This window comes from Streptomyces sp. NPDC046876 (genome assembly GCF_040645035.1).
GTDB lineage: Bacteria > Actinomycetota > Actinomycetes > Streptomycetales > Streptomycetaceae > Streptomyces.
Window position 1 is genome coordinate 51,798 of the sequence record NZ_JBEYXK010000018.1, and the last position, 24,249, is coordinate 76,046.

General features: G+C 72.9%; 29 protein-coding genes and 1 pseudogene. 17 read left to right on the plus strand and 13 right to left on the minus strand.

The window, feature by feature from the left end; genetic code table 11:
- Positions 1 to 25 precede the first annotated feature (25 nt).
- A complete protein-coding gene (locus ABZ924_RS13475; protein WP_361907762.1) occupies positions 26 to 1,087 on the minus strand; it encodes an SDR family NAD(P)-dependent oxidoreductase in 1,062 nt (353 codons plus the stop codon).
- A 120-nt stretch (positions 1,088 to 1,207) separates the two neighbouring features.
- Complete coding sequence (locus tag ABZ924_RS13480) at positions 1,208 to 1,888, minus strand: hypothetical protein (RefSeq protein ID WP_361907764.1); 681 nt, start codon at positions 1,886 to 1,888, stop codon at positions 1,208 to 1,210.
- Between the two features lie 135 nt (positions 1,889 to 2,023).
- Between ABZ924_RS13480 and ABZ924_RS13485 the strand changes: the two genes are divergently transcribed.
- Both ABZ924_RS13485 and ABZ924_RS13490 read left to right on the plus strand, forming a co-directional pair.
- Positions 2,024 to 2,452, plus strand: coding sequence for an Hsp20/alpha crystallin family protein (locus ABZ924_RS13485; RefSeq protein ID WP_361907766.1), 429 nt, complete (start codon positions 2,024 to 2,026; stop codon positions 2,450 to 2,452).
- Between the two features lie 148 nt (positions 2,453 to 2,600).
- Positions 2,601 to 3,041, plus strand: a complete 441-nt coding sequence (locus ABZ924_RS13490) for a DUF2267 domain-containing protein (protein WP_361907768.1) — start codon at positions 2,601 to 2,603, stop codon at positions 3,039 to 3,041.
- A 93-nt stretch (positions 3,042 to 3,134) separates the two neighbouring features.
- Here ABZ924_RS13490 and ABZ924_RS13495 read toward each other — a convergent pair whose 3' ends face one another.
- Both ABZ924_RS13495 and ABZ924_RS13500 read right to left on the minus strand, forming a co-directional pair.
- Positions 3,135 to 3,347 (minus strand): hypothetical protein, encoded by a 213-nt coding sequence (locus tag ABZ924_RS13495; protein ID WP_361907770.1) that lies wholly within the window; start codon positions 3,345 to 3,347, stop codon positions 3,135 to 3,137.
- Positions 3,348 to 3,482: 135 nt separating this feature from the next.
- Positions 3,483 to 3,863 carry a helix-turn-helix domain-containing protein gene (locus ABZ924_RS13500; protein WP_361907771.1) on the minus strand — a complete coding sequence of 127 codons (381 nt, stop codon included), beginning with the start codon at positions 3,861 to 3,863 and terminating at the stop codon, positions 3,483 to 3,485.
- Positions 3,864 to 4,035: 172 nt separating this feature from the next.
- On the opposite strand from ABZ924_RS13500, the gene ABZ924_RS13505 reads away from it, so the two are divergent.
- Both ABZ924_RS13505 and ABZ924_RS13510 read left to right on the plus strand, forming a co-directional pair.
- Positions 4,036 to 4,956 (plus strand): SigB/SigF/SigG family RNA polymerase sigma factor, encoded by a 921-nt coding sequence (locus ABZ924_RS13505; RefSeq protein WP_361907773.1) that lies wholly within the window; start codon positions 4,036 to 4,038, stop codon positions 4,954 to 4,956.
- Between the two features lie 81 nt (positions 4,957 to 5,037).
- Positions 5,038 to 6,243 carry an aromatic acid exporter family protein gene (locus tag ABZ924_RS13510; protein WP_361907775.1) on the plus strand — a complete coding sequence of 402 codons (1,206 nt, stop codon included), beginning with the start codon at positions 5,038 to 5,040 and terminating at the stop codon, positions 6,241 to 6,243.
- Here the strand turns inward: ABZ924_RS13510 and ABZ924_RS13515 are convergent.
- Together ABZ924_RS13515 and ABZ924_RS13520 are read right to left on the minus strand one after the other, a co-directional pair.
- The gene (locus ABZ924_RS13515) at positions 6,240 to 7,238 is read right to left on the minus strand and encodes a glutathione S-transferase C-terminal domain-containing protein (protein ID WP_361907777.1); all 999 of its coding nucleotides are present in this window, start codon (positions 7,236 to 7,238) and stop codon (positions 6,240 to 6,242) included. The two genes, ABZ924_RS13510 and ABZ924_RS13515, sit on opposite strands and share 4 nt — an antisense overlap.
- Before the next feature lie 97 nt (positions 7,239 to 7,335).
- Entirely contained in the window at positions 7,336 to 8,235 is a 900-nt protein-coding gene (locus ABZ924_RS13520; protein ID WP_361907779.1) for an RNA polymerase sigma-70 factor, read from the minus strand.
- A 196-nt stretch (positions 8,236 to 8,431) separates the two neighbouring features.
- On the opposite strand from ABZ924_RS13520, the gene ABZ924_RS13525 reads away from it, so the two are divergent.
- Positions 8,432 to 9,520: an FAD-dependent oxidoreductase gene (locus ABZ924_RS13525; protein ID WP_361907781.1), complete on the plus strand. Its 1,089-nt coding sequence runs from the start codon at positions 8,432 to 8,434 to the stop codon at positions 9,518 to 9,520.
- Positions 9,521 to 9,586: 66 nt separating this feature from the next.
- On the opposite strand, the gene ABZ924_RS13530 is transcribed toward ABZ924_RS13525, so the two are convergent.
- A complete protein-coding gene (locus ABZ924_RS13530; RefSeq protein WP_361907784.1) occupies positions 9,587 to 10,042 on the minus strand; it encodes a hypothetical protein in 456 nt (151 codons plus the stop codon).
- A gap of 149 nt (positions 10,043 to 10,191) precedes the next feature.
- The gene (gene sigJ, locus ABZ924_RS13535; protein ID WP_361907786.1) at positions 10,192 to 11,142 is read right to left on the minus strand and encodes an RNA polymerase sigma factor SigJ; all 951 of its coding nucleotides are present in this window, start codon (positions 11,140 to 11,142) and stop codon (positions 10,192 to 10,194) included.
- Positions 11,143 to 11,333: 191 nt separating this feature from the next.
- Here sigJ and ABZ924_RS13540 point away from each other — a divergent pair, with 191 nt between their 5' ends.
- Positions 11,334 to 11,750 (plus strand): hypothetical protein, encoded by a 417-nt coding sequence (locus ABZ924_RS13540; RefSeq protein WP_361907788.1) that lies wholly within the window; start codon positions 11,334 to 11,336, stop codon positions 11,748 to 11,750.
- Between the two features lie 58 nt (positions 11,751 to 11,808).
- Here the strand turns inward: ABZ924_RS13540 and ABZ924_RS13545 are convergent, their stop codons facing one another.
- Positions 11,809 to 12,864 carry a helix-turn-helix domain-containing protein gene (locus ABZ924_RS13545; protein ID WP_361907790.1) on the minus strand — a complete coding sequence of 352 codons (1,056 nt, stop codon included), beginning with the start codon at positions 12,862 to 12,864 and terminating at the stop codon, positions 11,809 to 11,811.
- A gap of 429 nt (positions 12,865 to 13,293) precedes the next feature.
- On the opposite strand from ABZ924_RS13545, the gene ABZ924_RS13550 reads away from it, so the two are divergent.
- On the plus strand, positions 13,294 to 13,758 hold the full coding sequence (locus tag ABZ924_RS13550) for a carboxymuconolactone decarboxylase family protein (protein ID WP_361907861.1): 465 nt from the start codon (positions 13,294 to 13,296) through the stop codon (positions 13,756 to 13,758).
- A gap of 89 nt (positions 13,759 to 13,847) precedes the next feature.
- On the opposite strand, the gene ABZ924_RS13555 is transcribed toward ABZ924_RS13550, so the two are convergent.
- On the minus strand, positions 13,848 to 14,243 hold the full coding sequence (locus ABZ924_RS13555) for a C40 family peptidase (protein WP_361907792.1): 396 nt from the start codon (positions 14,241 to 14,243) through the stop codon (positions 13,848 to 13,850).
- A 533-nt stretch (positions 14,244 to 14,776) separates the two neighbouring features.
- Here ABZ924_RS13555 and fabV point away from each other — a divergent pair.
- Both fabV and ABZ924_RS13565 read left to right on the plus strand, forming a co-directional pair.
- Positions 14,777 to 15,991 carry an enoyl-[acyl-carrier-protein] reductase FabV gene (fabV, locus tag ABZ924_RS13560; protein WP_361907794.1) on the plus strand — a complete coding sequence of 405 codons (1,215 nt, stop codon included), beginning with the start codon at positions 14,777 to 14,779 and terminating at the stop codon, positions 15,989 to 15,991.
- Between the two features lie 76 nt (positions 15,992 to 16,067).
- Positions 16,068 to 16,358 (plus strand): hypothetical protein, encoded by a 291-nt coding sequence (locus ABZ924_RS13565; protein WP_361907796.1) that lies wholly within the window; start codon positions 16,068 to 16,070, stop codon positions 16,356 to 16,358.
- Positions 16,359 to 16,501: 143 nt separating this feature from the next.
- On the opposite strand, the pseudogene ABZ924_RS13570 reads toward ABZ924_RS13565, so the two are convergent.
- Together ABZ924_RS13570 and ABZ924_RS13575 are read right to left on the minus strand one after the other, a co-directional pair.
- Positions 16,502 to 16,606: pseudogene (locus ABZ924_RS13570) on the minus strand (IS5/IS1182 family transposase); the annotation flags it as partial.
- A 190-nt stretch (positions 16,607 to 16,796) separates the two neighbouring features.
- Positions 16,797 to 17,372 carry a helix-turn-helix domain-containing protein gene (locus ABZ924_RS13575; RefSeq protein ID WP_361907798.1) on the minus strand — a complete coding sequence of 192 codons (576 nt, stop codon included), beginning with the start codon at positions 17,370 to 17,372 and terminating at the stop codon, positions 16,797 to 16,799.
- Positions 17,373 to 17,509: 137 nt separating this feature from the next.
- Between ABZ924_RS13575 and ABZ924_RS13580 the strand changes: the two genes are divergently transcribed.
- Entirely contained in the window at positions 17,510 to 17,953 is a 444-nt protein-coding gene (locus ABZ924_RS13580) for a nuclear transport factor 2 family protein (RefSeq protein WP_361907800.1), read from the plus strand.
- A 150-nt stretch (positions 17,954 to 18,103) separates the two neighbouring features.
- On the plus strand, positions 18,104 to 18,970 hold the full coding sequence (locus ABZ924_RS13585) for a methyltransferase domain-containing protein (RefSeq protein ID WP_361907802.1): 867 nt from the start codon (positions 18,104 to 18,106) through the stop codon (positions 18,968 to 18,970).
- A gap of 17 nt (positions 18,971 to 18,987) precedes the next feature.
- Here the strand turns inward: ABZ924_RS13585 and ABZ924_RS13590 are convergent, their stop codons facing one another.
- On the minus strand, positions 18,988 to 19,593 hold the full coding sequence (locus ABZ924_RS13590) for a GNAT family N-acetyltransferase (RefSeq protein WP_361907804.1): 606 nt from the start codon (positions 19,591 to 19,593) through the stop codon (positions 18,988 to 18,990).
- Positions 19,594 to 19,721: 128 nt separating this feature from the next.
- Here ABZ924_RS13590 and ABZ924_RS13595 point away from each other — a divergent pair, with 128 nt between their 5' ends.
- From ABZ924_RS13595 to ABZ924_RS13620, 6 genes are all read left to right on the plus strand, one after another.
- Positions 19,722 to 20,123 carry a hypothetical protein gene (locus ABZ924_RS13595; RefSeq protein ID WP_361907806.1) on the plus strand — a complete coding sequence of 134 codons (402 nt, stop codon included), beginning with the start codon at positions 19,722 to 19,724 and terminating at the stop codon, positions 20,121 to 20,123.
- A gap of 14 nt (positions 20,124 to 20,137) precedes the next feature.
- A complete protein-coding gene (locus ABZ924_RS13600; RefSeq protein ID WP_361907808.1) occupies positions 20,138 to 20,752 on the plus strand; it encodes a 2'-5' RNA ligase family protein in 615 nt (204 codons plus the stop codon).
- Positions 20,753 to 20,783: 31 nt separating this feature from the next.
- Complete coding sequence (locus ABZ924_RS13605; protein WP_361907810.1) at positions 20,784 to 21,779, plus strand: 5'-nucleotidase; 996 nt, start codon at positions 20,784 to 20,786, stop codon at positions 21,777 to 21,779.
- Between the two features lie 195 nt (positions 21,780 to 21,974).
- Positions 21,975 to 22,247 (plus strand): hypothetical protein, encoded by a 273-nt coding sequence (locus ABZ924_RS13610; protein ID WP_361907812.1) that lies wholly within the window; start codon positions 21,975 to 21,977, stop codon positions 22,245 to 22,247.
- A gap of 176 nt (positions 22,248 to 22,423) precedes the next feature.
- Positions 22,424 to 23,314 (plus strand): hypothetical protein, encoded by an 891-nt coding sequence (locus tag ABZ924_RS13615; RefSeq protein WP_361907814.1) that lies wholly within the window; start codon positions 22,424 to 22,426, stop codon positions 23,312 to 23,314.
- Positions 23,311 to 24,231, plus strand: a complete 921-nt coding sequence (locus ABZ924_RS13620; protein ID WP_361907816.1) for a hypothetical protein — start codon at positions 23,311 to 23,313, stop codon at positions 24,229 to 24,231. Before ABZ924_RS13615 ends, ABZ924_RS13620 begins: the two co-directional genes overlap by 4 nt.
- Positions 24,232 to 24,249: the final 18 nt, after the last annotated feature.

Consider the following 24,249-nt stretch of genomic DNA (forward strand, 5'->3'; position numbering starts at 1 on the left):
TCGGGTCCGCTCGTCGCCCCGGCGCCTACCCGCGGATCCGGGACGCACGCCCCGGTGGCGCGCCGGGGGCCCGGCGCAGGGCGGTGCGCGCGGCGAGCAGCACGGCGGCGGCCGCCGCCGTCCGGCGGGCCGCGGTGCGCAGGCCGGCGTGGCGCCCTCCGTGGACGGCGGCGTCCGGGCCGCAGGGCGTTTCGAGGGCGGCCGGGGGCGGTGGGGCGGGAGGGGCGCCGCGCAGGTAGGAACGGTCGGTGCGCAGGGCGACGGCCCGGCGGACGGGGCCGGGAGCCAGCGCGTGGGCGGCGGCGAGCGTGCGGGCGTACGGTCCCACCAGCACCCGGCGGCGCGGCCTGCGGGCGGTGCGCACCACGATCCGCGCGATCCGTTCGGGCGTGGCCATGGACGGCAGCGAGCGCAGCCCACGGCCGGTGTGGTTCGCCGCGTGCCGGAAGAAGGGCGTGTCCACGCCCGCGGGAAGGACGGTGCAGACGGCGATCCGCCGGTCCCCGAGGAGGGCGAGCTCCTGGCGCAGCACCTCGTCGAAGGTGACCAGTGCGGCCTTGGACATGGAGTAGGCGCCCATGTACGGGGCCTCCAGGCACGCGCCGAGCAGGGAGGCGATGTCGATGAGGACGCCCCCGCCCTGCCGGCGCATGACCGGTACGGCGGCGCGGGCCGCGTGCACGGCGCCGATGACGTTGACCTCCAGCAGCCGGCGCAGTTCCCGCGGCGGTGTCTGGTCGAACCGCCCGAGGATCCCCACGCCCGCCGCGTTGACCCAGACGTCGACCCGTCCGAAGCGGCGGGTGGCGGCCTCGGCCAGGGCCGTCACGGCCGCCTCGTCGGTCACGTCGGTGGGCACCGCGAGCGCTGCTCCGCCGCGCTGCCGGCACTGGGCGGCGACCCGGTCCAGTTCGGCCGCGCTGCGGGCGGCCAGGACGACGCGCGCACCGCGTCCGGCGCAGGCCAGCGCGGTGGCCCGGCCGATCCCGCTGGAGGCTCCGGTGACGACCACGACGGCGCCGCGCATCGGCACGCCCGCTCGGGCTGCTGCTGGTGTTCCTGCTGCTCCTGCTGCTGCTCCGGTCATCGGCACCACCTCCCTGACGCGCCGGTTCCGGGCTTCTGCCCCGGCCGGCGCCGGTCATACGGAGGCGGTGGCGCGGCCGGCCCTCTCGCCGTCCTTTCGCCGCCCCTCTTCACCGCCCGTTCAGTCGCGCCGGTCCGCGTCGCGCCGCCGCTGGTCGGCGGCCTGCCGGACGCGGTCGGTGTGCCGGGAGAGGGCGTGGATCCGGTCGGCGAGCTCGGGATGGCCGGGGCGCAGGTGCGGTTCGGCGGCGGCCAGCGGTGCGAGCAGGTCGGCCGCGTCGTCGCCGGCGAGGGCGTCGCGGACCTCGCCGACCGATGCGCGGGCGCGGCTGTCGAGGCCGGTCAGGGCGCTGACCTGGCCGGCGAGCTGGCGCAGGTCCCCGGCGTTGTCGCGGGCCCAGGTGTTCACGCTGCGCTGGGCCGCGCGGTGGTCGCGGGTGGCCTGGACGCGCTGCTCGCCCGTGCTGCCCGCGGCTCCGGGCCGCAGCCGCAGGTACCGGCGCTCGGCCGCCTGCCGGCTCGCGACGCCGAGGGGGCCTGCGAGCTCCGCCCAGCTCGCCCCGGCCGCCCGGGCCGTCTCGATGAGTCCGGTCTCCCAGGCCGCGAGGCCCTCGCGCACCTCCCGGAGCAGCAGGAGGGCGGCGAGGGCGGCCTGCGGGTCGTCGGGGCGGTCCGCCCGCTGGTCCTGGGCGCTGTGCATGGCCCGGTCGATCGCGTCGAGGGCGGCCGCGGCGGCCAGGAAGGACGCCGGCGAGCCGGGTGGTCCGGGCGCGGTGGGGTTCGGCGGCTGTGTGTCGGTCACGTGGGCACTCTACCCCCGGAGAGTGGATGTCATCCATAGGGTGACGGAGGTGCTTGTCGTCGTTTCGATGACGTGTTACAACGGAGGTACCTGAAGCGCACTGGCACCCAGCCGAGACGATGGAGGTGTTCTCCCATGCTGATGCGCACCGATCCCTTCCGTGAGATCGACCGCCTCACCCAGCAGCTGCTGGCTCCGGGCACCTGGTCCAAGCCCTCCGCCATGCCGATGGACGCGTACCGAGACGGCGACGTCTACGTGATCGCCTTCGATGTCCCGGGCGTGTCCAAGGAGGCCATCGACATCGACGTCGAGCGGAACATGCTGACGGTCAAGGCCGAGCGCCGGCCCGTCGCGAAGTCGGACCAGGCCCAGGTCGAGCTCTCCGAGCGGCCCCTGGGCGTCTTCTCCCGGCAGATCATGCTGGCCGACACCCTCGACACCGAGCACATCGACGCCGACTACGACGCAGGCGTCCTGACCCTGCGCATCCCGATCGCCGAGCGTGCGAAGCCGCGGAAGATCGCGATCGGGGACGGCGCCCGCAAGCAGCTCAGCAGCTGATCGAGGGCAGACCCGGCGCCGGAGTCCGGCCCGCCACGCACCACCGCCCGGCAGTCCGGGCGGTGGTGCGTGCCGTGGGGCCCGCTCGGGCGCCGGCCCGCCCGCCTCCGCCCTGTCCAGACCCCACGAGACGAAAGGCCGCTTCACCATGTACGACCAGCCCGCCGTCCGCCGGCAGGCACCCGTCCCCGGCTACGACCGGATGCTGGAGACCGTCCGCTACGAAGGCGCCTACCCCACCATCGAACGGGCGGACGAGACGGTCCGCCGGGTGATGTCCGCCCTCGGCCGCGAGCTGACCGGCGACGTACGCGCCGACCTCGCCGCCCGCCTCCCCCTCGAAGCGGCCCTGGCCCTGACCGCGGCCGTGCCCGACGCGGACCGCCGCACCGGCTGGGGCTTCGTCAAGGACCTCGCCGTCCGCCACGGGATCAGCCCGGCCGTCGCCCGCTGGGACACCGGCGCCGTCCTGTCGGTCGTCGCCCGCCTGGCCGGTCCCGATCTCCTCTCGCGGATCCTGCGCGCCCTGCCCGAGGGATACGCCCTCCTGTTCGGCCAGGCCGAACTGACCCGCCGCCAGGAGGTGTGAGGCGGGGCGGGACCGCCCCGCACCACGGCCGGCCGCGGCCGACGGGCCGCGGCCGGCCGCGGCCTGCGATCCGCCCGCGGCGGAGCGGGCCCGTCAGGTCCGGTCGCGGGTCTCGTCCACGATCGGCAGCGCGGCGGCACGCCGCCGTCGCAGGACGCTCGCGTACACGCCGAGCCCGAGCAGTCCGGCGCCCATCATGATCAACCCGACCACGTCGAGGTTCACGCCGTCCATCTGCCAGTCGCTCGCGAAGGTGAGGGTGGCCCCCACCACGATCAAGGTGATGCAACCGCCTATGCCACCCATACGAGTTGCCTCCTCATCAGAGGATCGGTTGGTTGGTCGCAGGCGCGGCTACCCGCCCCGCCCCGGCCGAAACGGATCCGAGGTGGGCGCGCTGTGGGGCTGCACCGCTGCGTGCGGCCACGTCGTGGCGTGCGGCTACACCGTTGCGTGCGGAGCGGCCTCGCCGCCGGACGCCTCCTGCACCGCATCGACGGCGGGCCCCGGCGGGATGGTGAGCGGGCCGGCGAGGTACGCCAGCAGTCCGGCGATCTCGTGGTCGGCCTCCGCGGGATGGCGGAAGCGTGCGCCGGGGGCGATGACGTAGCGGTTGCGTCGGCCGTCCCGGGTCCGGGTGAGGTACCCGTCCGCCTCCAGGTCCGTGACGATCGCCTGCACGGTGCGTTCGGTGAGGCCGCAGACCGCCGCGATGTCGCGCAGCCGGACGCCGGGGTCGCGCGCGATGGCGATCAGAACCCGGGCGTGATTGGTCAGGAAGGTCCAGCGGTTCCTGCGGGAACCCGTGTGCTCGTTCTCCACGCCGCCATTCTTGAGCCATGACTCACGAAAAGCCAATCCTGAACTTCTTTTCCGGTATTGCTTGACGTGTGTCCGTCGGCGCGGCAGGGTCTGTAGAGCCGGACGGACGCCTTCCGCACGGCGAGCAATCGCGAAACGCACCGCAAGCCCCCGTGCCCAAGGAGCGAAAACGATGACTTCCACGGCCGCAGTCGAGGCCCGGATCCCGACGACGACCACCCCCCGCGCCGGGACCGGGGGCGTCGCAGACGCCCCCGCCCTCCGCGGGCTGCCGGACGTGCCCTGCCCCTCCGAACTGCCCACCCGGGAAGCCCGAGAGCTGACGCGTGTGTTCTTCGCACGGCTGCGGAGCCTCGAAGAGGGAACCCCCGAGTACCGCTACGTGCGCAGCACGCTGATCGAGATGAACATCTCACTGGTGCACTTCGCCGCCCGCCCGTTCCGCGACCGCCCCGGCGGCCCCGAGAACGAGGACATCGTCCAGGTCGGGATCATCGGCCTGATCAAGGCCATCGACCGCTACGACCCCGACCGCAACACGCAGTTCACCACCCTCGCCCTGCCGTACATCACGGGCGAGATCAAACGCCACTTCCGCGACACCAGTTGGGCCGTACGGGTCCCGCGCCGGTTCCAGGAGCTGCGCTCGCAGCTGGCCAAGGCCACGGAGGAGCTGACCTCCGTACTGGGCCACGCGCCCACCCCGGCGGAACTCGCCGCTCACCTGGACCTCCCCGAGGACGAGGTCCGCCAGGGCCTCGTCGCGGCCAACGGGTACTCCGCCCAATCCCTCGACGCTCCCCGGGACTCCGCGGGCGGCGCCGGCCAGCCGCCCGCACCCGGACGGGACCCGCGCACCCTTGCCGAGTCCATGGGCGGCCCCGATCCGGAGCTGGAGATGGTCGAAAACCGGCACGCCCTGGCGCCCCTCCTCGCCGACCTGGACGAACGCTGCACCCGGATCCTCGAGTTGCGCTTCGGCCAGGAGCTGACCCAGGCGGAGATCGGCGCCGAGATCGGCCTGTCCCAGATGCACGTCTCCCGCCTGCTCACGCGCACCCTGGGCGACCTGCGCGCGCAGCTGCACGGCTGACCGGGGCGTACGTACCGGCAAATGGCGAAAGAAACGCTCCGCCAGGCGTCGTCCGGCGCCGCCGGGGGAAGGCGCCCGGACATGCCGGAAATGATCAGCAGCCTCGCCCACCGCGTCGCCCGCAGCCGCCGCGAGCCGGTCGCCGTCCAGGCCCTGCGCTCCACCGCGGCGGCCGTCATCAGCTACGTGGTCGCGCTCCGGCTCAGCAACGAGCCGAGCCCGCTGACCGCCCCGCTGACCGCCCTGCTCGTCGTCCAGGTCACCCTGTACTCCACGCTCACCACCAGCATCCGCCGGGTGAACTCCGTGGTCGTCGGCGTCCTGATCGCCATCGGCTTCAGCGCGCTGGTGGGCCTCACCTGGTGGAGCCTCGGCCTGCTGATCCTCGCCTCCCTCGCCGTGGGCCACCTGGTGCGCGTGGACGAGTTCGTCCCCGAGGTCGCGATCAGCGCCATGCTCGTCCTCGGCGTCACCCAGGTGGCCGACACCGCCTGGGACCGGGTCCTCGAAACGGTCATCGGCGCGGTGATCGGGCTCCTGATCAACCTGCTCGTGGCCCCGCCCCTGTGGGTGGGCCCCGCCGGCGCCGCCATCACCGACCTGGCCCGGCGCATGGGCCGCCTGCTCGACCACCTCGGCGAGGAACCACTCGGACCGGCCAAGGTCGAACAGGCCGCGGCCCGCCTCCACGAGGCACGGCGGCTGGACAACGACATCGCCCAGGTCGACGCCGCCCTCCGGCAGGCCGAGGACAGCCTCCGGCTCAACCCCCGGGTCAGGGAGGGCCTGCTCTTCCGGCTGGTGCTCCGGACCGGCCTGGACACCCTGGAGATCTGCGCCGTGGTCCTGCGCGTGGCCTGCCGGACCCTGACCGACCTCGCCAAGGCCCGCCCCGACCGCCCGCTCTTCGACGCCGCGACCGCGGCCGCGCTGCGCCAGGTGCTGCGCCACACCGCCGTCGCCGTGGAGAGCTTCGCCCAGCTGATCACCGCGCAGGTCACCGCCAACGCGGAGGAGGCGGAGGCCCGCCTGACCGCCGAGCTGGCCGTGGCCCGCGACCACCGCGACCGGCTCGCGGAACTGCTGCGGACCACCGCTCACGAGGAACCCGCGCAGTGGCAGTTCCACGGCGCGCTGCTCACCGAGATCGACCGGGTGCTCGACGAACTCGGCGTGGACAAACGCTCCCAGCGCCTGCTGGAGGAACTCGATCACCACACCCGCACGCACCGCCCGGTCCGACTCCGCGAACGCCTGACCGGGCGGAGGGGCCGGAGCCGCGACTAGTGCGAGAGGTCGGGCACCCGCTCCCCGGCGGCCACGGGACCGGGTGCGGTGCCGTCCCCGAAGGGGCGCCCGCCCAGGCAGGCGCGCCCGTGCGCGGTGCGCCAGCCCGACAGCTCGGGGCCGGCCGGCACGATGCCGGTGGGGTTGATGTCCTGATGGACGAGGTAGTAGTGGCGCTTGATGTGGTCGAAGTCGACGGTGTCGCCGAAGCCGGGCGTCTGGAACAGGTCCCGCGCGTACGCCCAGAGCACCGGCATCTCGGCCAGCTTGTGCCGGTTGCACTTGAAGTGCCCGTGGTACACGGCGTCGAAGCGGACGAGCGTGGTGAAGAGCCGTACGTCCGCCTCCGTGATCCTGTCGCCCACGAGGTACCGCGAGCGCGTGAGCCGGGCGGAGATCCAGTCGAGCCGGGCGAACAACCGCTCGTACGCGGCGGTGTACGCCTCCTGCGAGCCGGCGAACCCGGCCCGGTAGACGCCGTTGTTGACGTCCCGGTAGACCACGTCGTTCACCGCGTCGATCTCGGGCCGTAGCACGGGCGGATACAGCTCGGGTGCACCGGCGCGGTGATGGGCCCTCCACTGCAGCGACAGGTCGATCGTGATCTGCGGGAAGTCGTTGGTCACCACCTTGCCGGTCGGTACGTCCACGATCGCCGGCACCGTGATGCCCCGGTCGTAGCCGGGGTCCCGCGCGAGGTAGGCCTCCTGGAGCCGCTCGATGCCGAGTACGGGGTCCCGGCCGCCGGGGTCGAGGTCGAAGGACCAACTGCGCTCGTCGTGCACGGGCCCGGCGATGGCCATCGGCAGCGCCTCCTCCAGCCCGAGGAGGCGCCGCACGATCACCGCCCGGCTCGCCCACGGGCAGGCCCGGCTGACCACCAGCCGGTAGCGGCCGGGCTCGATGGGAAACCCGTCCCGCCCGTCGGCGGTGATGCGCGTGCCGATGTACCGGCTGTCCCGGGAGTACTCCTTGCCGGGAGTCACGTAGCTCACCTGCGGCGCCTACCCCGAACCGGGCGCGGCGAACGCGGTACGTCCGGCGGGGTCCGCGACCCCGTGGCCCGGCTCACCGGCTCATGGGTTCACGGGCTCACCGGCCCACAGCGGTCTCCCGCTCCACGCGCGTCAGCTTTTCGGGGTTGCGCACCGAGTAGATGCCGGTGATGAGCCCTTCCTCGATCCGCATGGCCACCACCAGGTCGATCTCCCCGTCGATCCGCACGATCAGCGCGGGGTGACCGTTGATCCGTGCCCGCTCCAGCGTCGCCACCGGCCCCCACACCGCCACCCCGGCGGCCAGCAGCCGGGCCACCCGCTCGGCGCCCACGGTGGGCCGCGGCATGGCCTGCTTGATGCCGCCGCCGTCGCTCAGCGCCACCACGTCCGGCGCGAGGAGGTCCAGCAGGTCCTGCAGGTCGCCCGTCTCGACCGCCCGTTGGAAGGCCCCCAGCGCGGCCTGGGCCTCGGCCGGGGAGACGGCACCACGCGGCCGCCGCGCGGCCACGTGGCCCCGCGCCCGGTGCGCGATCTGCCGGACCGCGGCCGTGCTCTTGCCGACGGCTTCCGCGATCTCCTCGTACCCGAGGTCGAAGACCTCCCGCAGGACGAACACCGCCCGCTCGGTCGGCCCGAGCGTCTCGAGGACCAGCATCATCGCCATCGAGATGCTGTCGGCCAGCTCGGCGTCCTCGGCGACGTCCGGCGCGGTGAGCAGCGGCTCGGGCAGCCAGGGCCCCACGTAGGACTCCTTGCGGCGGCCGAGCGTGCGCAGCCGGCCGATGGCCTGCCGGGTGGTGATCCGGACCAGGTACGCACGGCGGTCGCGCACCGCGTCGAGGTCGACGCCGACCCAGCGCAGCCACGTCTCCTGGAGGACGTCCTCCGCATCCACCGCCGAGCCGAGCATCTCGTACGCAACGGTGAAGAGCAGTTTCCGGTGGGTGACGAACGCCTCGGTGGCGGGGTCGGGACGGCTGCCGTCCTCGGTCATATCGGTGTCTCCTGTTCCTCGGCCTCTCGGCTGCGTCACCACAAGACGCCGGCCCGCGCCCGTTTGTGACAGCGTCGGGCAGGCTGTGACGGGCGCCACAGCCCCCGCATGTCACAGGGCCGGACCGGCCGGCATCTCTTGTGCGACCGATCGGCCCCGACGGGAGGCCGGCACGAAGACGGCGGAGGCGGCGAAGATGGCGAAGACGACGAAGGCGACGAAGGCGATGAAGGTGGTAGTGGTGGGCGCCGGATACGCGGGCACGCTCGCGGCGAACCGGATCGCCAAGAAGGTGGGGACCGCCGAGATCACGGTGATCAACCCGCGCCCCGATTTCGTGGAGCGCGTACGACTGCACCAGCAGGTCGCGGGCACCGCGGTCGCCGCGACGCCCCTCGCGTCGATGCTGCGGGCCGGGATCACCTCGCGGGTCGGCACCGTGGCCAAGATCGGCGACGGCAGCGTCACCCTCGAAGACGGCACGGGCCTCGACTTCGACTACGCGTTCCTCGCCGTGGGCAGCACGGTCCGGCCGATGCCGGGTACGGTCCCCGTGGGCACCTGGGAGGGCGCGGAGCAGGCCCGCGCGGCGCTCGCCGCGCTTCCCGCCGGCAGCACGGTCACCGTGGTCGGCGGCGGTGCGACGGGCATCGAGACGGCGGCCGAGGTGGCCGAGGCGAGGCCGGACCTCCGCGTCCGGATCGTCGGCGCCCGGGTCGCCGACGTCTTCTCCCACCGTGCGCACCGGCACGTCCGCAGCGGTCTGGAGCGGCTGGGGGTCGACATCGTGGACGACACCCTCACGGACGCCGCCGGCGGCACCGTCCGCCTCCGGTCGGGAGCGGCGTACGCCTGCGACCTGACCCTGTGGGCGATCGTGTCGGGCGTACCCGACCTCGCAGCGCGCAGCGGTTTGCGGGTCGATGCCGACGGCCGCGTGCTCGTGGACGCGTACCTGCGCAGCATCGACGACGAGCGCATCTTCGCCGTCGGCGACTGCGCGGCGGTCCCCGGAGCCCGCTTCGCCTGCGCCATCGCCTCACCCCAGGCGGCTCACGCGGCCGACACCCTGGCCCGGCTCACCGAGGGCCGCGCGCCGGAGCCGTACGCGCTGCGCTACGTCGCCAGGGCCGTGACCCTCGGACGGAAGAGGGCGGTGGCCCAGTTCACCCGGCCCGACGACACCCTCCGGCCGGCCGCCCTCACCGGGCGCACCGCGACCGTCCTGAAGGAACTGGCGTCCCGCGGGGGCAGGTACGCGGCCCGCACGGGCTCCGGCTCCTGAACCCCGGGGGCGGACCGGCAGCAGCCGGCCGGGGAGACGGAAGGGGACCCGGCCGGCCGCGCGGTGTCAGAGGGTCGAAACCTTGACGAACTCGGCCAGCGGGGCGCCCTCGGGCGGGCTCAGCAGGGCCGTGACCTGCACCGGGTCGCCCTTGCCGAACGGCAGGCTGTCCTCGGGCCACATCGCGGGCGCGTTGACCTTCACGGAATGCGGCTTCTTGTCGCAGATCAGCTGGGGGAAGTTGACCTGGGCGCCCCCGCGCGGGCTGCGGACGTTCGAGTCCCGCTTGTCGGCGAGCCGCCAGACGACGCCCAAGTGCGGCTCCCAGCCCTTGCTCTGCGGCGGCTCACAGGAGTAGGTGACGTCGACCGCGATGGCGGACTTGGGGGCGAACACGACGTTCCCGATGGAGACGGTGTTCTCCCCGAAGCGGGTGGATCCGTCCTTGGCGTGAGCCGGAGCGGCGGCGGCCGCCCCGGCGACGAGCGTTCCGACGAGGGTGGCGGTCAGGCGTCGGCGCATGCGCACGGACAACATACGGGCTCTCTCTTTCCGAGTGGAGGGAGGGGGAAAATGCCTGCTCATGCTCACCCCCGACCCTCTCGCCGCACTCTCGGCCCGGCCTCGCCGACCGATGCGGGTGACCGCACGCGGCGACGGCCGGGACAGGGCTACTCGGTGCTCCAGGGGCGCAGCTTCTCCGGGTTGCGGACCGCCCAGATGTGCGTGACGCGGCCGTCGGCGAGGCCGAATGCCGCCACGGTGACGGTGGTGCCGGCGTGCTGGGCGACCAGGCCCGGCCGGCCGTTCACCGTCCGCTCCAGGAGCGTCAGCCCCGGTGCCTTGCCGGCGATGTGGATCAGGTACTGGGCGATGCGCTCGCTGCCCTCGACCGGGCGCAGGACCGCGCCGACCAGCCCGCCACCGTCGGCGAACATGCGGGCGTCGGGATCGAGCAGCCCGACGAGGGCCCCTATGTCCTTGGCCTCCCAGGCCTCCTTGAAGTCCCGCACCACCCGCACGGCCTGCCCGGCCGGCGGCGCGGCGGCCGTGGCCTGCGCGGCGCTCACGCGCCGACGGGCCGAGGAGGCCAGCTGCCGGCAGGCCGCCGGCGTCCGGCCGACGATCTCCGCGACCTCGGCGAACGGGTAGCGGAAGACGTCGTGCAGGATGAACGCCACCCGCTCGGCCGGCGTCATCGACTCCAGCACGACGAGGAACGCCATGTTCACCGACTCGTCCAGGGTCACCCGGTCGGCGGGATCGGCCGGCTCGGTGCTGCCGCCGCCCGCCGACCCGCCGATCCACTCCGTACGGTCCGGCAGCGGCTCGGGCAGCCACTCGCCGACGTAGCGCTCGCGCCGCGCCCGTGCCGATCCGAGGAGGTCCAGGCAGACACGGGTGGCCACGGTCGTCAGCCAGGCGCCGGGCGTCGCGATGGCCTCCTGCTGCTCCCGCGGCATCGCGTACCAGCGGGCGTACGTCTCCTGCACGGCGTCCTCGGCCTCCGCCAGCGAACCGAGCAGCCGGTACGCGAGGTTGGTCAACTGGCGCCGCTCGCCGACGACCGTGCTCAGGTCCGGCTCGGACCGCTCCTGCCCCGCCTCGGATGGGGTGTTCATGCCCGCCGCCGCTCCCTGTGTTCGTTCCTCGTTCTTCGTTCTTCCCGTTCGGTGCGGCCTCGCCGCGGCGCCGGACCACCGCACCGCATGGTGACCCTCGTCACGTCGCCTCACATGTCGCGGCCCTGCGTCGTCGGACCACCGAGAGACCACCGCATTCCATGCCGCGAGGCAGAAGAGGGGACCGCGCCATGACCGTACAGCCGATGGCACAGCAGCGAAGCCGCTTCACGTTCCTGCAGGCCGCGACCGCCCTGCAGACCCTCACCCTGTTCCTCCAGGCGGTCAGCGCAGGGCTGTTGCTCTTCACCTCCCACGGGGAGCTCCTCCACGGCATCGGAGCGCGCGTGATGTACGGCGCCTCGATGCTGTACGTGCTCGCCGCGGTCCTGGCGTGGCGGCCGGGCGGCGGATCGCCCCGCCCCATCGCGTACGCGTCCGGCTTCCTCCTCCTCGCCTCCGTCCAGGTGGTGCTGGGCATCGCGCGCATGGCCGCCCTCCATGTCCCCCTGGGCGTCCTGATGTTCGGGCTGAGCATGCTGGCGCTGGCCCGGTCCCTGTCCGCCCCGCAAGGAGCCGAGGGCAGGAGCCGCTCGGCCCGTGCCTGAGGCAGGGCAGCGAACGGCTGTCGCGGGGGAGTCGCCCGGGGCGGCGCCGCTCGCGGGCTCAGGGCGCTCCCGCGCCGCTGCGCGGCCGGCCGGTGCGGCGCAGGGCGGCCGGGGTGGTGCCGTACCAGCGCTGGACCGCGCGGCGCAGGGCGCGGGCGTCGGCGTACCCGCTGCGGGCGGCGATGGCCTCGACGCTGAGGTCGGTCTCGTGCAGCAGCCGGGTGATGCGGTCCCGGCGCACGGCCTCGACCTCGCTGCTCCAGGTGGTGCCGTGCTCGTCGAGGCGGCGCTGAAGGGTACGGGTGCTGACGGCCATGCGCCGTGCCACCGCCGGCAGCGTCGGAGCGGTCTCGTCGTGGACGCAGGCCAGGGCAGTGCGGAAGAGGTCGAGCCAGTCGTGCAGAGGGATCGAGGCGGCGAGCATCTGCTCGGCGTGTCTTCGCAGCACGGCCGACAGACCCGGCTGGGCGCGGGGCGAGGCCGCGGTCAGGTCGGCTGCGAGGAAGGTGATCGAGCTGACCGGCGCCTCGAAGTCGATGGAGCGGGTGCCGTACAGCTCCGTCAGGTCGCCGTGCCGGCGGGGTGCTTCGGCGGCCAGGGCGACGCGCAGCGGTACGAGGGGGCGCTGTGCGGCCTCGCAGAGCCGCAGGTGGTAGACGGCGAGCGAACCGGCGTTCACGGCGCAGGCGGCCTCGTACGCCAGATCCGCGTCGTTGACGTGGCTGATGGTGATCTGGTCCCCATCCTCGCTGATCGCGAGGCTGTCCGTACCGACGTCGGCGACGGCGGCGAAGCAGGCCGCCGCGTCCCTGATCCCTTCGAGCGGTGTGGCCGCGGAGGTGATCAGGTAGTCCCAGACACCGAGGCTGCCGATGCCCGCGTGCTGGGCGAGCGCCCCGGCCACCCCGGTCCACGGAGCGTGCACGGTCATCAGTTCCGCGATGCGGATGCTCGTGAGGGTCGGCGTGCGGCACAGGTCGTCGTGCAGGTGCTCGGGCGCGAGGCCCAGCAGGTGCGCGTATCCGGCCGGGGGTATGCCGAGTCGGCGTGCGGCGTTGACGTTCAGGCGGGTGAGGGCGGAGGAGGTCGTCCCCGAGTGCGCATGCGAGACCACAGCGGGTGAGCATAGACCAGATCCGATTTCAATATGATCACTGGAGTGTGGCGCCGAGGGTCCCCACCACGGCGCGGAAAGTCCCCCTGCGGCGCGCAGGGTCCCCCGACTGGCGCGCACTGCCCCCGGCCGAAGGGGTCTTTCGGCCCTAGCGTGTTGATCGAAGTGATCGCCCCCGGCCCATGCGCCGGAGGCGAGGTGAAGCAGGGGCCCGCGCACGGGGGTCGCGGGCTCCTGCTCCTCGCGGGAGACGGGCCGGGGGCGAAAAAACCTTCTGTCTCCTGTCACATCCGGGCGAGCCGGTCCGTCAGTGCTGTGAAGCCACCGACACGAGGCCGATGCGAAGGAGCCCCGACCATGACGCACGCGAACGAGAACACGAACGCGAACCCGAACGCGAACCCGAACGCGAACTCCTCGATCTCCCGGATGCCGAACCCGGCCGAGTTCGTGCCCGAGCTGAGCGACATCAGCGCCGCCCTCTTCAGGGCCACCGGCAACCGCTCGGTGCCGCGGACCACCATGAGCCTCGTCCACCTGCGCGCCGGCCAGATCGTCGGCAACACCTACCTGACGATCCTGAACACCGGCTTCCTGCGCAAGGCAGGGGTGTCCGAGGAGCGCATCACCGCCGTCTCCTCCTGGCAGGACGCCCCGTACTTCACCGATGCCGAGCGTGCCGCCCTCGCGCTGGTGGAGGCCACCCTGCAGCCGGCCCCGCACGGCAAGGAGCGCGTGTCCGACGAGCTCTACGCCGAGGTGGCGCAGCACTACGACGAGAAGGCGCTGGCCACCCTCACCATCGCGATCGGCCAGATCAACTTCTTCATCGCCCTGGCGGTCATCGGCAAGCCGCAGCCGGTCAGCTCCCTCGCGAACGAGCAGTGGAGCTGACCCGGCCCCTCCGAGGTGCTCGTCGCGCACTGCCTCCTGCGCGACGAGCACCCCGATCCGGCCCGGACGGTGAACCGGTCGGCCGCCGATCAGTCGGCGCGACTGTAGCGGGTGTTCACGGTCCAGATCTGTTCCAGCCGTACGCGGGTGCCGGGTCGAGGTGCGTGCCAGATCTTGTCCTGGCCGGCGTAAATGCCCACGTGGGCAATGGCGGTGCCGGTCAGGAAGAACACCAGGTCTCCCGGAGCGCGCTGTTGGCGCGAAATGTGGTGGGTGCTCCGGTATTGCTGCTCGGCAGTACGGGGAAGTCGCCGCCCCGCCTTGCGGAAGGCGTAGAGCGTGAGGCCCGAGCAGTCGAATTTCTTGGGCCCCGTCGCGCCGTAGGCGTACGGGGCGCCCTTCTTGGAGGCGGCGATGGCGACCGCTTTGGCGCCGTATACGGAGGCCGCCTCGGCCGGTGGGGCGGGGGCGGAGACGTTGGCCAAGGCGATTATGAGGAAGACGGTGAGAGAGCGGGAGGCGCGCCGGGTGCTGCGCGGTGTCGGTTTCCGGTTCTCGGCGGCCTTGCCGCGGTCGGTTGTGGAGCAGGGCAATCGTGATCCCCTTCCGCATTCAAGTGCAGGAACGGCCGGGAAAGGTTGCTCTTCGGTTATGTGCGTACTGGCTCTCGACGACCGCCCATTGTTCTCGGCCGATGTGCGGGGGAGGTTTTCGGACACGCCCCCAAATATCTCGGTTGGGTAAAAAGACCCGGATAAATAAGGATGATCTGAATGGCCGGGCCGGCCCGTCCGGCCGTCTCGGGGACCGGACTTGTGGGTCGGTGGCGCTGTCATGCCCCTGATCCGCAGCGCTTGGTTGTGCTCCCAACGGGGGACGGCGGACGGAGCGCGCGGATGAGGACGACATCGACAAGATTCCCGAGCGGACGCTGACACAAGTCGCCAGATCCACCCGGGGGTTGAGCGGTACAGGATGGAGGCCCGTCGGTGATCACCACCCCGCACGAAGGAAACCGATGACTCTCCGCGAGATCAAGCCCGGCAACCGTGGCTTCCTGTACGTCAACGCCCACCCCGAGGGCTGCGCAGCCGTCGTCGACGAGTTGTGGCAGCGCACCCCCGCACGCACCGGCCCGGCCGGCGCGGCGGCACCGGTTGCCCTGATCATCGGCTCCAGCGCCGGTTACGGCCTCGCCGCCACGGTCGCCGCGCTGCGCACGTACGGCATGCGCGGCCTCGGCATCGCCTTCGAGGCCCCGGAGACCGAGCGCCGCACCGCCTCCGGCGGCTGGTACCGGACCGCCCGCACCGCGACACTCGCCGGCCCGGACAGCGATTTCGCCTTCCTCAACGCGGACGCCTTCTCCGCCGCGGCCAAGGAGGAGGCACTGGAGCACCTCGCCACCCGTTACGGCAGGGTCGACTACCTCGTCTACAGCGTCGCCGCGCCCCGCCGGACCGACCCCGTCACCGGTGAGGTCCACAACTCGGTGATCAAGCCGCTGGGGGCCGCGTACCGGACCAAGACCCTGCAGTTCGACGGCGACACCCCATCCGTCGGCTCCCTGGAACTCCAGCCCGCCGACGACGCGGAGCGCGACGCGACCGTGCAGGTCATGGGCGGCGCCGACTGGAAGCTGTGGATCGACGCCCTGGCGGAGCGGAACCTCATCCACGACGGCTTCCACACGGTGGCGCTCTCCTACGTGGGCTCGGACCTGACCGCACCGGTCTACCGGGCCGGCACCATCGGTGCGGCCAAACAGCACCTGGAGGACACCGCGCGCAGTCTTCAGCAGGACCTGGCCCCGCTCGGCGGGCGGGCCCACACCGTGGTCGCCGGCGCGGCCGTCACCCAGGCATCGACAGCCATCCCGTCCGTCGCCCTCTACACCAGTCTTCTGCGCGCCGTGCTCGGCGACGACTTCCAGAGCACCGCCCGGCAGGCCGCCACCCTGTGGCGACAGCTCACCGGCGCGGCGCCGCTCCGGCTCGACCGGGAGCAGCGGATCCGCCTCGACGGCTGGGAGATGGACGACAAGGTCCAGGGCGCCGTCCACGAACGCTGGGCCGCCGCGACCACCGACACCCTGGCCGAACTCGCCGACACCGACTGGTTCCGGACGCAGGTCGGCCGGCTCTACGGGTGGCACGTCCCCGGCACCGACTACGACGCCCCGTCCCAGACGACGGTGCCCTGGCCGAACGCGCGGGAAGTCGGGGAGCTGTAGGCCGGCCGACTCGGCCCGGGTCCCCGGACGTGATCCCGAGGTCGGCGCGCACGAGGTGCCGCATGCTCCAGAGCGCGTGCACCAGCCCTTCCGCGCCCTGCCGGGCCGCCTCCACGTCCTCGCCCTGCCCGGCGGTGCGGTGTCGAGCCGCACCAGGAGCCCGTACGGGTCGCCGAAGCGGCGGTTCACGGTGCTGGCCGCCGCCATCACCGGGTCGGGCAGCACCATCTGGGCCTCCTCGCGCTCGTCCGCCCGGAGTTGCCGGGCGTGCGCCGGCTCCCGGTCCCTGGCGCGGTTGGCGATGCGCTGGGTGAGCAGGGCTGATGCGAGGGTGCCGCCGATGCCGAGCACGGCCACCACGATCTGACCCAGCGTTTTCAGCTTCGCCACCCCAGGGTGACGCCGTGTCCCTCGCTTGAGTCCTGGAAACTCTTCGGCTGGGCCCGCCGGGCACAGTGGGACGGCCATTGCCAAGCCGCCCTCACCCTGGAACGGCAATGTGCCTCGTCAGGGCGGCAGCTTGCAGCGGCGGTCACCCTCACGGGTGACGATGAGCTTGGATACCCACTCGACCAGAGCATGAGGCAGGTCGAGTGCGGCAGGATGGGGAAGCAACAGGGCTCCTGCGCCGATGGGTTGAGACTTCGAACGCCTCCCTCAACGGCACGGGAGCCCTGTGCGTTGCGGTCCTCGTTCTGACTCGGCCTGGGTCACCCGATCAGTGGCCACTCTGAAAAAGCTCACTGACCGAACTGTTCATTCCGCCCCGCCCCCGGCTGCGATGGGTCAGCCGGGACTGTACCCGTCAGCGCGGCGGCCGCAGCCCGGCGAAGACCACGTCGAAGATCCGTTCTCGGGCTGCCTCGTCCCCTCCGAGCTGCTCCATGGTGGCGGTGGTGCCCACCAACAGGGCGATCAGGTCCGGTAGTTCCAGGTCGCGGCGGACCGTCCCGGCCCGTTGGGCCCCGGCCAGGAGTCGGGCGAGTTGCCCGCGGATCGCCGCGCTGGACTCCTGCAGCGACGCATGTGCGTCCACGCCGGCCGCTGCGAGTGCGCGGTTGAACTCGTCCTTGCCTGCGGACTGGTCGATCACCAGCCGGAAGGCGTCGAAGAAGGCCTCGGCCGGTTCGGCGTCGGCGGCCAGCGCCGCGGTCCGGGCGGCGATGGCCTCCAGCCTGCGCACCATCACCGCCTCCAGCAGCGCCTCCTTGGTCGGGAAGTGCCGGAAGAGCGTCCCCACCCCGACGCCGGCGGCCCGCGCGATCTCCTCGGTCGGCACGCCGACGCCGCGGGTGGTGAACACCTCCGTGGCGGCGTCCAGCAGCCTGGCCCGGTTGCGCGCCGCATCCGCCCGCAGCGGTCGCTCCTGAGCACCGTTCATTGCTTCTGCCCCTTCCCCGCCGGCCGGTGGCGAAGTCGCCCTGGACAACCGGAGTCGTCAGTCCGTATCGTCATCGTCGGCCATCGAAACGGAGTCGCTAGTCCGATTCTCCTGTCCGAGTCTGCCGGAGGTTGATCATGTCTGAAACAAGGTCGCCGCGCGAGGTCTTCCAGAGCCTGCTCGACGGCATCACCGAAGGGCGGTTCGCGGAGCTGGCCCGGCTCTATGCCGAGGACGCCGTGGTGGAAACCGTCTTCGAGCCGGTCGGGCCGCGCCGCCTCGAGGGGCGGGCCGCCCTCCAGGAGCGGTTCGCGCAGGTCGCCGCGGTCTTGCCCTTCCGGCTGACCTCGAAGAACGTGGTGATCCGGGAGACCGACGACCCGGAGGTGATCGTCGCCGAGTGGGACTACCACGTGCACCACCGGGAGAGCGGGCGGACCGTCGAGGCCGCCAACATCCAGGTGATGCGGGTCCGCGACGGCCTGATCGTCCACACCCGGGACTTCCACGACCACCTGGCCCTCGTCCTGGTCGGCGGCAACCTGTCGCAGCTGGTGGCGGCGCTGGACGCCAAGCAGTAGCGCACGGGGCAGCAGGGCGCGGCCGCCCCCGGACGCGCCCCCGCCCGGCGCAATACCGACGATCCGCCGCCGCACCGGCCACCCTGGTAGCGCCAGACAGCCGGGCAGCCGGGCAGCCGGGCAGCCGGCCCCGGGCGGAAGGAGTCGTCGGTGTCGCCAGCACCCGAGGAGCACACGTCCGCGGCAGCCCCGCACCACCCCGAGCCGGGCGGCGCTGCCGGCCGGTACGGCGAGGCCCTCTTCCGGCCCGAGCACCCGGAGGAGGGCGGCCGCATCGACCACGCCGCGCTCGTGTACGACCCGTTCACCCGGGAACGGCTGTACGCCCTCGGGGCCGGTCCGGGCCGGCGCTGCCTGGACGTCGGCGCGGGCACCGGAACGGTGGCCCGCTGGCTCGCCGAGGAAGCCGGCGTCGACGAGGTGGTCGCCCTGGACCGCGACACCGACCGCCTCGCCCCGTTCGCCGGACCGCGGCTGCGGGTGCGGACGGCCGACATCACCCGGCTCGCCGCCGAACCGGGGCTCGGCGCCTTCGACCTGGTCCACGCCCGCTTCGTCCTCATGCACCTGCCCGAGCGCCGTGAGCTCGTGGGCCGCCTCGCGGAGCTGGTCAAGCCCGGCGGGCACCTCGTCCTCAGCGACGCGGTGGACGTCCCCGACCCGGCGGACACGGCCTCCGCCTACCGCCGCACCCTGGACGCCATGTGGCGCACCCTCGCGGAGACGATCGGCACCGACATCGCCGCCGTACGCGCCTACCCGCACCTCCTGCGCGCCGCGGGCCTGGAGGGCGTCGCCGCGGAGCTGGTGTGCCCGCCGCTGACGCCGGGCTCCCCGCTGGCCGCGTTCTGGACCGAGACCCTGGAGCGCATGCGCCCGGCCCTCCTGGCCGGGGGCCGCCTCGACGAAGCGGCCCTCGACGAGACCCTCTCCTACCTGGCCTCGCCCCGGCTGGCCGAACTCGCCCCCGGCATGCTCACCGTGTGGGGCCGCCGCCCGCAGACCGCCGGCGACTGAGCCGAAGCCCCTGCCCCCTACCGCCGGGACCGCGCGTCGAGGAAGAGCAGCCGGGCCCGCTTCGCCGGCAGGTGGACCTCCGGGAGGTCGATCTCGGGAAGCTCGACCTCCGGACCGCGTACGAACCCGGCCCGTTCCAGCCGGGCCACGGCCTTGGCGTTGCGGGCATCCGGTTCGGCGACGAGCCGGCGGGTGCCCGGCAGGCCGAAGAGGCAGCCGAGGAAGGCGTCCAGCAGGACCCCGGTGAACCCCGGCCGGACGGGCCCCGAGGGCGGGCCGATGAGCAGGTGGACGCCCATGTCGCCCGGCCGGGCCTCGTAGCACTCGCAGACCCGGTCGGCCGTGCAGTCGTACGACTGGAACAGCGCGGCGGGGACCCCGTCGAGGGAGGCCAGGAACGCGTGGTGCGTGTCCCGCCGGTCGAGGTCCTCGTAGATCTCCCGCACCAGTCGGCGGCTCGCCCCGCCCATCCCCCAGAACCGGGCCCGCTCCTCGCTGACCCAGCCGTGGATCAGCTCCGCGTCGCGGGCGGGATCGACCGGGCGCAGAGTGACCCGCCCGAACCCCTCGACGAGCCGGGTGCCGGTGCCGGTGCCGGTGCCGGTGCGGTGCGCAGTGGTCATGTCGAATCCCAGGGAGTCCGGTGTGCCGGGGCAGCAGGTCAGGGCGGTCGGAATCGCGAGCACGGCTGCCGGCCCGGTTCCCCGGCAGGTATATCTCCAGCAGGTCGATTCCCGGCAGAGGAACTCCCATGACGGATGATCCGCTCATGGAACAAGTCATCGATCTTGACGAGGCGGCCGCCACCCTGGCGGAACGGGCCGAGCAGTGGAGCGCCTCCGGCCTCGACGTGGCACGGGTGACGTGGAGGGACGCCGCGGCCCCCTGGCCCCGGTCCCTGGAGACCGACAGGTCACGCGTGCACGATCCCGACTCGGTCGGTGTCCTCATAACCGGCCCGGCCGGAGCCGAGCTGTCGGTCGTGCTGTTCCGCGGCGGCTGGGCCGACGTGGACTACTTCGACGGCTCCGCCGACGCCGGCTGCCTCCCCGCCTGCGACATCACCTCGGCAGCGGAGTTCCGCACCCGGCTGGACCTGTGGGTGACGCGCGTCTTCGGCCCCCGCGCAGTCTCGGCTCCGCGCACTCCCTGACGGCATGATGAGGTGTGGACGCAGACAGGGACGCGCACGGAGCCCGGCGCAGCCCGCCCGGTACCGCCGGGCGGCTCGACGTGGAGCCCACACCGTGGACCGCAGTGGCGTGGATGCCCCCCGCCCCGCTCTGGGAAGCCATCCAGAGCATCAGGCGGGTCCACGACCCGCAGATCCGGCGGTGGCCCCCGCACGTCAACCTGGTCTTCGGGTTCGTGCCCGAGGCGGACTTCGAGGCGGCCGCCCCGCTGCTCGCCGAGGCCGCCGCCGCGCAGGCGCCGTTCGAGATCCGGCTCAGCGGAGTGCGGTACTTCCGGCACCGCGCCTATTGCACCGTGTGGCTCGACCCTGCCGCGGCGGGGCAGGCCCCGTGGACCCGGCTGCAGCAGGCACTGGCCGAGCCCTTCCCCCGCTGCCGGAGTCGGCACGCGCGGTTCACACCGCACCTCTCCCTGGGCAGGACCCGCGACCCCGTCCCCCTCGCCGCCGAGTGCGCCGCCCGCCTGGGCACGTTGGCGGCCCCGGTCCACGAGGTGGTCCTGCTGTCCCGCCGGGGCCCCGAGGATCCGATGCGCCCGCGTGCAGGCATCGCACTGGGGACGGGAACCATCGACTGGAGAACCGACTAGCACGTGCGTGCGTGCGGGTACGGGAGGGGCCATGAGGTACGACCTGTCCGGGCGCCTGGTGGTGGGAATCGCCTCGAGCGCCTTGTTCGACCTGACCGATTCCGATGCGGTGTTCAGGGAGCAAGGAGAGCAGGCCTATCGCGCGTACCAGGAGGAGCACGTGGACGACGTGCTCGCCAAGGGCGTGGCCTTCCCCTTCGTCAGACGCCTGCTGTCCTTGAACGACCTCGCGGACAAGGCCGACCCCCTGGTCGAGGTCATCATCCTCTCGCGCAACGACCCGGACACCGGCATGCGCGTCATGCGCTCGATCAAGGCACACGGCCTGCCCATCAGCCGGGCGGTCTTCCGCCAAGGCCGGGCCTCGCACCCGTTCATGCCGGCGCTGAACATGTCGTTGTTCCTGTCCGCCGACGGAGCCGACGTCCGCGACGCCGTCGCCGACGGGCTGCCCGCAGGACACGTCCTCGCCACGGCGCGCACCGATGACGAGAGCGACCCCGAGCTCCGTATCGCCTTCGACTTCGACGGGGTGCTGGCCGATGACGCCGCCGAGCAGATCTACCAGGCGGACGGTATCGACCGGTTTCGCGCGTACGAGGTCCGCAACGCCGCCACGGCCCACGATCCGGGGCCGCTGAGGGACTTCCTCGCGGGCATCAACCGCATCCAACGCCGGGAGGAGGACGAGCGGCAGGAGGACCCCGCCTACCGCCCCCGCCTTCGCGTGTCGCTGGTGACGGCCAGGGACGCCCCCACCCATGAACGGGCCCTGACGAGCCTCAAACAGTGGGGACTGCGCGTCAACGACGCCTTCTTCCTCGGAGGCATAGACAAGGCCGCGGTCATGAAGACCCTCGACCCGCACATCTTCTTCGACGACCAGGTCTCCCACCTGAACGGGACCGCACCTGCCACCCCGAGCGTGCACATCCCGTTCGGCGTGGCCAACGCCCCTGCCCACGCCCTTTCCCACACACCTGGATCCGGACGGCAGTCGGGCCCCGCAACCCCTGGACAGGCGTAGCCGGCGCAATACGATGAGTAATCAGATGTTTGACCCGTCCAGGGGGCAGCCATGCCGAACGCGTCGTCCGTACCGCCCTTCGAGTCGTTCCCCCGCGAGGTCCAGGACGCGGCCCGCCGGTTCCTCCGCCTCAAGGCAGGGGCAGGGGCGGGGCAGGGGGCCCCGGGAGGCGAAGGTCTGCCGGCCCTGACCCGTATGAAAGAGGGCAGCGAAGGCAGTGAGACGAAGGAGGGCAGCGAAGGAAGCGAAAGGAGTGAAAGCAGCGAGAACAGCGAGACCACGGAGCGCAGCGAATTCAGCGAAGGCAGCGAATACGGCGAGTACAGCGACCGAGGGTCAGCCGTCTCGGCAGGCGTCCGCCCGCCCGCGTCAGGGCACACCGGCGACACCGGCGAATGGGGGCCGATCCTCCGTACCCCGTCTCCTGACGGCCCAGTCTCGCATGCGGCCGCCGACGACCGTGTCTGAGGACCCGGCCCGGGAAGAGGAAGCCCCCCGCCCCGCACAGGCGGCACCCGCACGGCCCTTCCTGCCCGCCGGGGCCCGCCCCGACGTGACGACGGACCTCGCCCGGAACGCCTGGCAGCTGGCCCGGGCGCTGCACGCGCTCAGAGCGGCCGAAGCGGCCGAGTCGGGAGTACGCGGTGACGATCCTGGTTCTCGCCCCGCCGGATGACGAAACGGCCCGCAGGTTCGGCAGGTTCGCCGAGGGCAGGGGGCACCGCGTGGTCGCGCCCACTGGCTTCGGCGAGGTGGCGGTCACGGTGACGGCCGACCGGAACGCCGCCCCGCGGGTGGAGTTGAGCACGGCGGGCGAGCGGATCCGGGCCGTCTTCCACCGGGGCCTGCCGCCGCCGGAAGCCCCCGACGGCCCCTCGGCCGCCGCCGAGGCGGCATTCGCGTACGCGGAGTCCATCGCCGTGTGGTGGTCGGTCCTGGCCCTCTGGCCCGGGCCCGTGGTCAACCGCCCCTCGCCCGCCGGCTTCGTACCGCACCTCGACCCGCTCACCGCCGCCGGCCTGCCCGGCATGGCCATGCCGCCCTCATCGATCACGTCGGCCGCACCCGGGCCCGTTCCACCGCTCATGCCCCGGGCCGCCCCCGGCGAGCGCATCAACGTGAACCGCGTGCGCGACGGGGCGTTCCTCGGCCACGGAACCGCCGCAAAGCACGGGGGCGAGGGCGGGGGCGAGGGCGAGGGCAAGGACGAGGAGGAGGGCGACGAGACCGAGGTCCTGCGGTTCACCTGCTTCGACCCGGAGCGGACCCGGCACGTCCTGCTGGCCGGCGACGAGGAGTTCGACCTCTCGGACCCCACCGGAGCCTTCGCCCCCGGGCACCGAGCCCGGCTCGCGCCCCTCCTGACCCGGCTGCGCGCGCTCGGCGCCACCTTCGCCGTGGTCGTCGTCCAGCCCGAAGGGGAGCGGACGCGGCTGCTCGACATCTCCTGCCATCCGGTGCACCGGCAGTTCGCGCACCTGGAACACCGGGTCTTCGAGGCCGTCCTGAACGCGCTGCCGGCCGGCCCGTCGTGATCCTCTGCATCGGCCTGGCCGCCGATCCGACGTTCGTCCACGGCGTACGCGCACTCGCCCAGGGCGCGATCCGGTTCGAGGTGGTCGACCTGCCGACGCTCGCCCTGTACGGAGACCTCCACATCCCCCTCGACGACCTGCGCACCACCCGCGTACGGGCCGGCGACGGTGGGCCGGAGATCACGCTCTCCGAGGTCAGCGCCGTGTGGGCCCGGCCGTTGAACGTCTCCGCCGCCGCCCCGGACCCGCGGTCGGCCCACCGCGCCGACGGCCAGTACCAGGCACTGTGCCGCCTGCTGGAGGCGGTCGACCTGCCGGTGCTCAACCCGCCGCTGCGCGAGGCGTCGAACGCCAGCAAGGTGCTCCACGCCGTCAGCCTCGCACCCGTCGCCGGCTGGCGGATTCCGCGGTCGTGCCTCACGAACGACCCCGCCACCGCCCTGGCCTTCGTCCGCGACTGCTCCCACGGCGTGGTCTTCAAGGGGGCCAGTGCAGCCAAGACCTGGGCGACCCTCTTCCGGCCCGAACACGAACGGCTCCTGCCGCGGCTCGTGCGGTCACCGACCCTCTTCCAGGAACGGATCGTCGGGCCGGACGTACGCGTCCACGTCGTGGGCGAGCACGCCTTCGGCGAGCTCATCGACTCCCGCGAACTCGACTACCGCACGGCCCACGGCACCAACCGCTACACCCCGCTCACACCGCCGCCGGAGATCCTTCAGGGGTGCCGGCGCCTGGTGGCCGCGACCGGGGTGCCGTTCCTCGGAGTGGACTTCAAGATCGAGGCAGCCACCGGTGAGTGGTTCTTCCTGGAGGCCAACTCCATGCCCTGCTACGAGGGGTACGACGTCCGCGCGGGCGGCGCCATCTCCCGCGCCCTCGTGGAACGGCTGACCTCGGGCGAAACAGCGGTGTAACGAGCGCGACGTACGGTC

Excerpts from the sequence above, each read along its gene's own strand:
- ABZ924_RS13610 (WP_361907812.1), top strand. The coding sequence starts at position 21,975 with ATGAAAGAGGGCAGCGAAGGCAGTGAGACGAAGGAGGGCAGCGAAGGA.
- sigJ (WP_361907786.1), bottom strand. The coding sequence starts at position 11,142 with ATGAACACCCCATCCGAGGCGGGGCAGGAGCGGTCCGAGCCGGACCTG.
- ABZ924_RS13540 (WP_361907788.1), top strand. The coding sequence starts at position 11,334 with ATGACCGTACAGCCGATGGCACAGCAGCGAAGCCGCTTCACGTTCCTG.
- ABZ924_RS13490 (WP_361907768.1), top strand. The coding sequence starts at position 2,601 with ATGTACGACCAGCCCGCCGTCCGCCGGCAGGCACCCGTCCCCGGCTAC.
- ABZ924_RS13520 (WP_361907779.1), bottom strand. The coding sequence starts at position 8,235 with ATGACCGAGGACGGCAGCCGTCCCGACCCCGCCACCGAGGCGTTCGTC.
- ABZ924_RS13590 (WP_361907804.1), bottom strand. The coding sequence starts at position 19,593 with ATGACCACTGCGCACCGCACCGGCACCGGCACCGGCACCGGCACCCGG.
- ABZ924_RS13550 (WP_361907861.1), top strand. The coding sequence starts at position 13,294 with ATGCCGAACCCGGCCGAGTTCGTGCCCGAGCTGAGCGACATCAGCGCC.
- ABZ924_RS13495 (WP_361907770.1), bottom strand. The coding sequence starts at position 3,347 with ATGGGTGGCATAGGCGGTTGCATCACCTTGATCGTGGTGGGGGCCACC.
- ABZ924_RS13525 (WP_361907781.1), top strand. The coding sequence starts at position 8,432 with ATGGCGAAGACGACGAAGGCGACGAAGGCGATGAAGGTGGTAGTGGTG.
- ABZ924_RS13595 (WP_361907806.1), top strand. The coding sequence starts at position 19,722 with ATGACGGATGATCCGCTCATGGAACAAGTCATCGATCTTGACGAGGCG.
- ABZ924_RS13605 (WP_361907810.1), top strand. The coding sequence starts at position 20,784 with ATGAGGTACGACCTGTCCGGGCGCCTGGTGGTGGGAATCGCCTCGAGC.
- ABZ924_RS13505 (WP_361907773.1), top strand. The coding sequence starts at position 4,036 with ATGACTTCCACGGCCGCAGTCGAGGCCCGGATCCCGACGACGACCACC.
- ABZ924_RS13530 (WP_361907784.1), bottom strand. The coding sequence starts at position 10,042 with ATGCGCCGACGCCTGACCGCCACCCTCGTCGGAACGCTCGTCGCCGGG.
- ABZ924_RS13580 (WP_361907800.1), top strand. The coding sequence starts at position 17,510 with ATGTCTGAAACAAGGTCGCCGCGCGAGGTCTTCCAGAGCCTGCTCGAC.
- fabV (WP_361907794.1), top strand. The coding sequence starts at position 14,777 with ATGACTCTCCGCGAGATCAAGCCCGGCAACCGTGGCTTCCTGTACGTC.
- ABZ924_RS13485 (WP_361907766.1), top strand. The coding sequence starts at position 2,024 with ATGCTGATGCGCACCGATCCCTTCCGTGAGATCGACCGCCTCACCCAG.
- ABZ924_RS13510 (WP_361907775.1), top strand. The coding sequence starts at position 5,038 with ATGCCGGAAATGATCAGCAGCCTCGCCCACCGCGTCGCCCGCAGCCGC.
- ABZ924_RS13475 (WP_361907762.1), bottom strand. The coding sequence starts at position 1,087 with ATGACCGGAGCAGCAGCAGGAGCAGCAGGAACACCAGCAGCAGCCCGA.
- ABZ924_RS13575 (WP_361907798.1), bottom strand. The coding sequence starts at position 17,372 with ATGAACGGTGCTCAGGAGCGACCGCTGCGGGCGGATGCGGCGCGCAAC.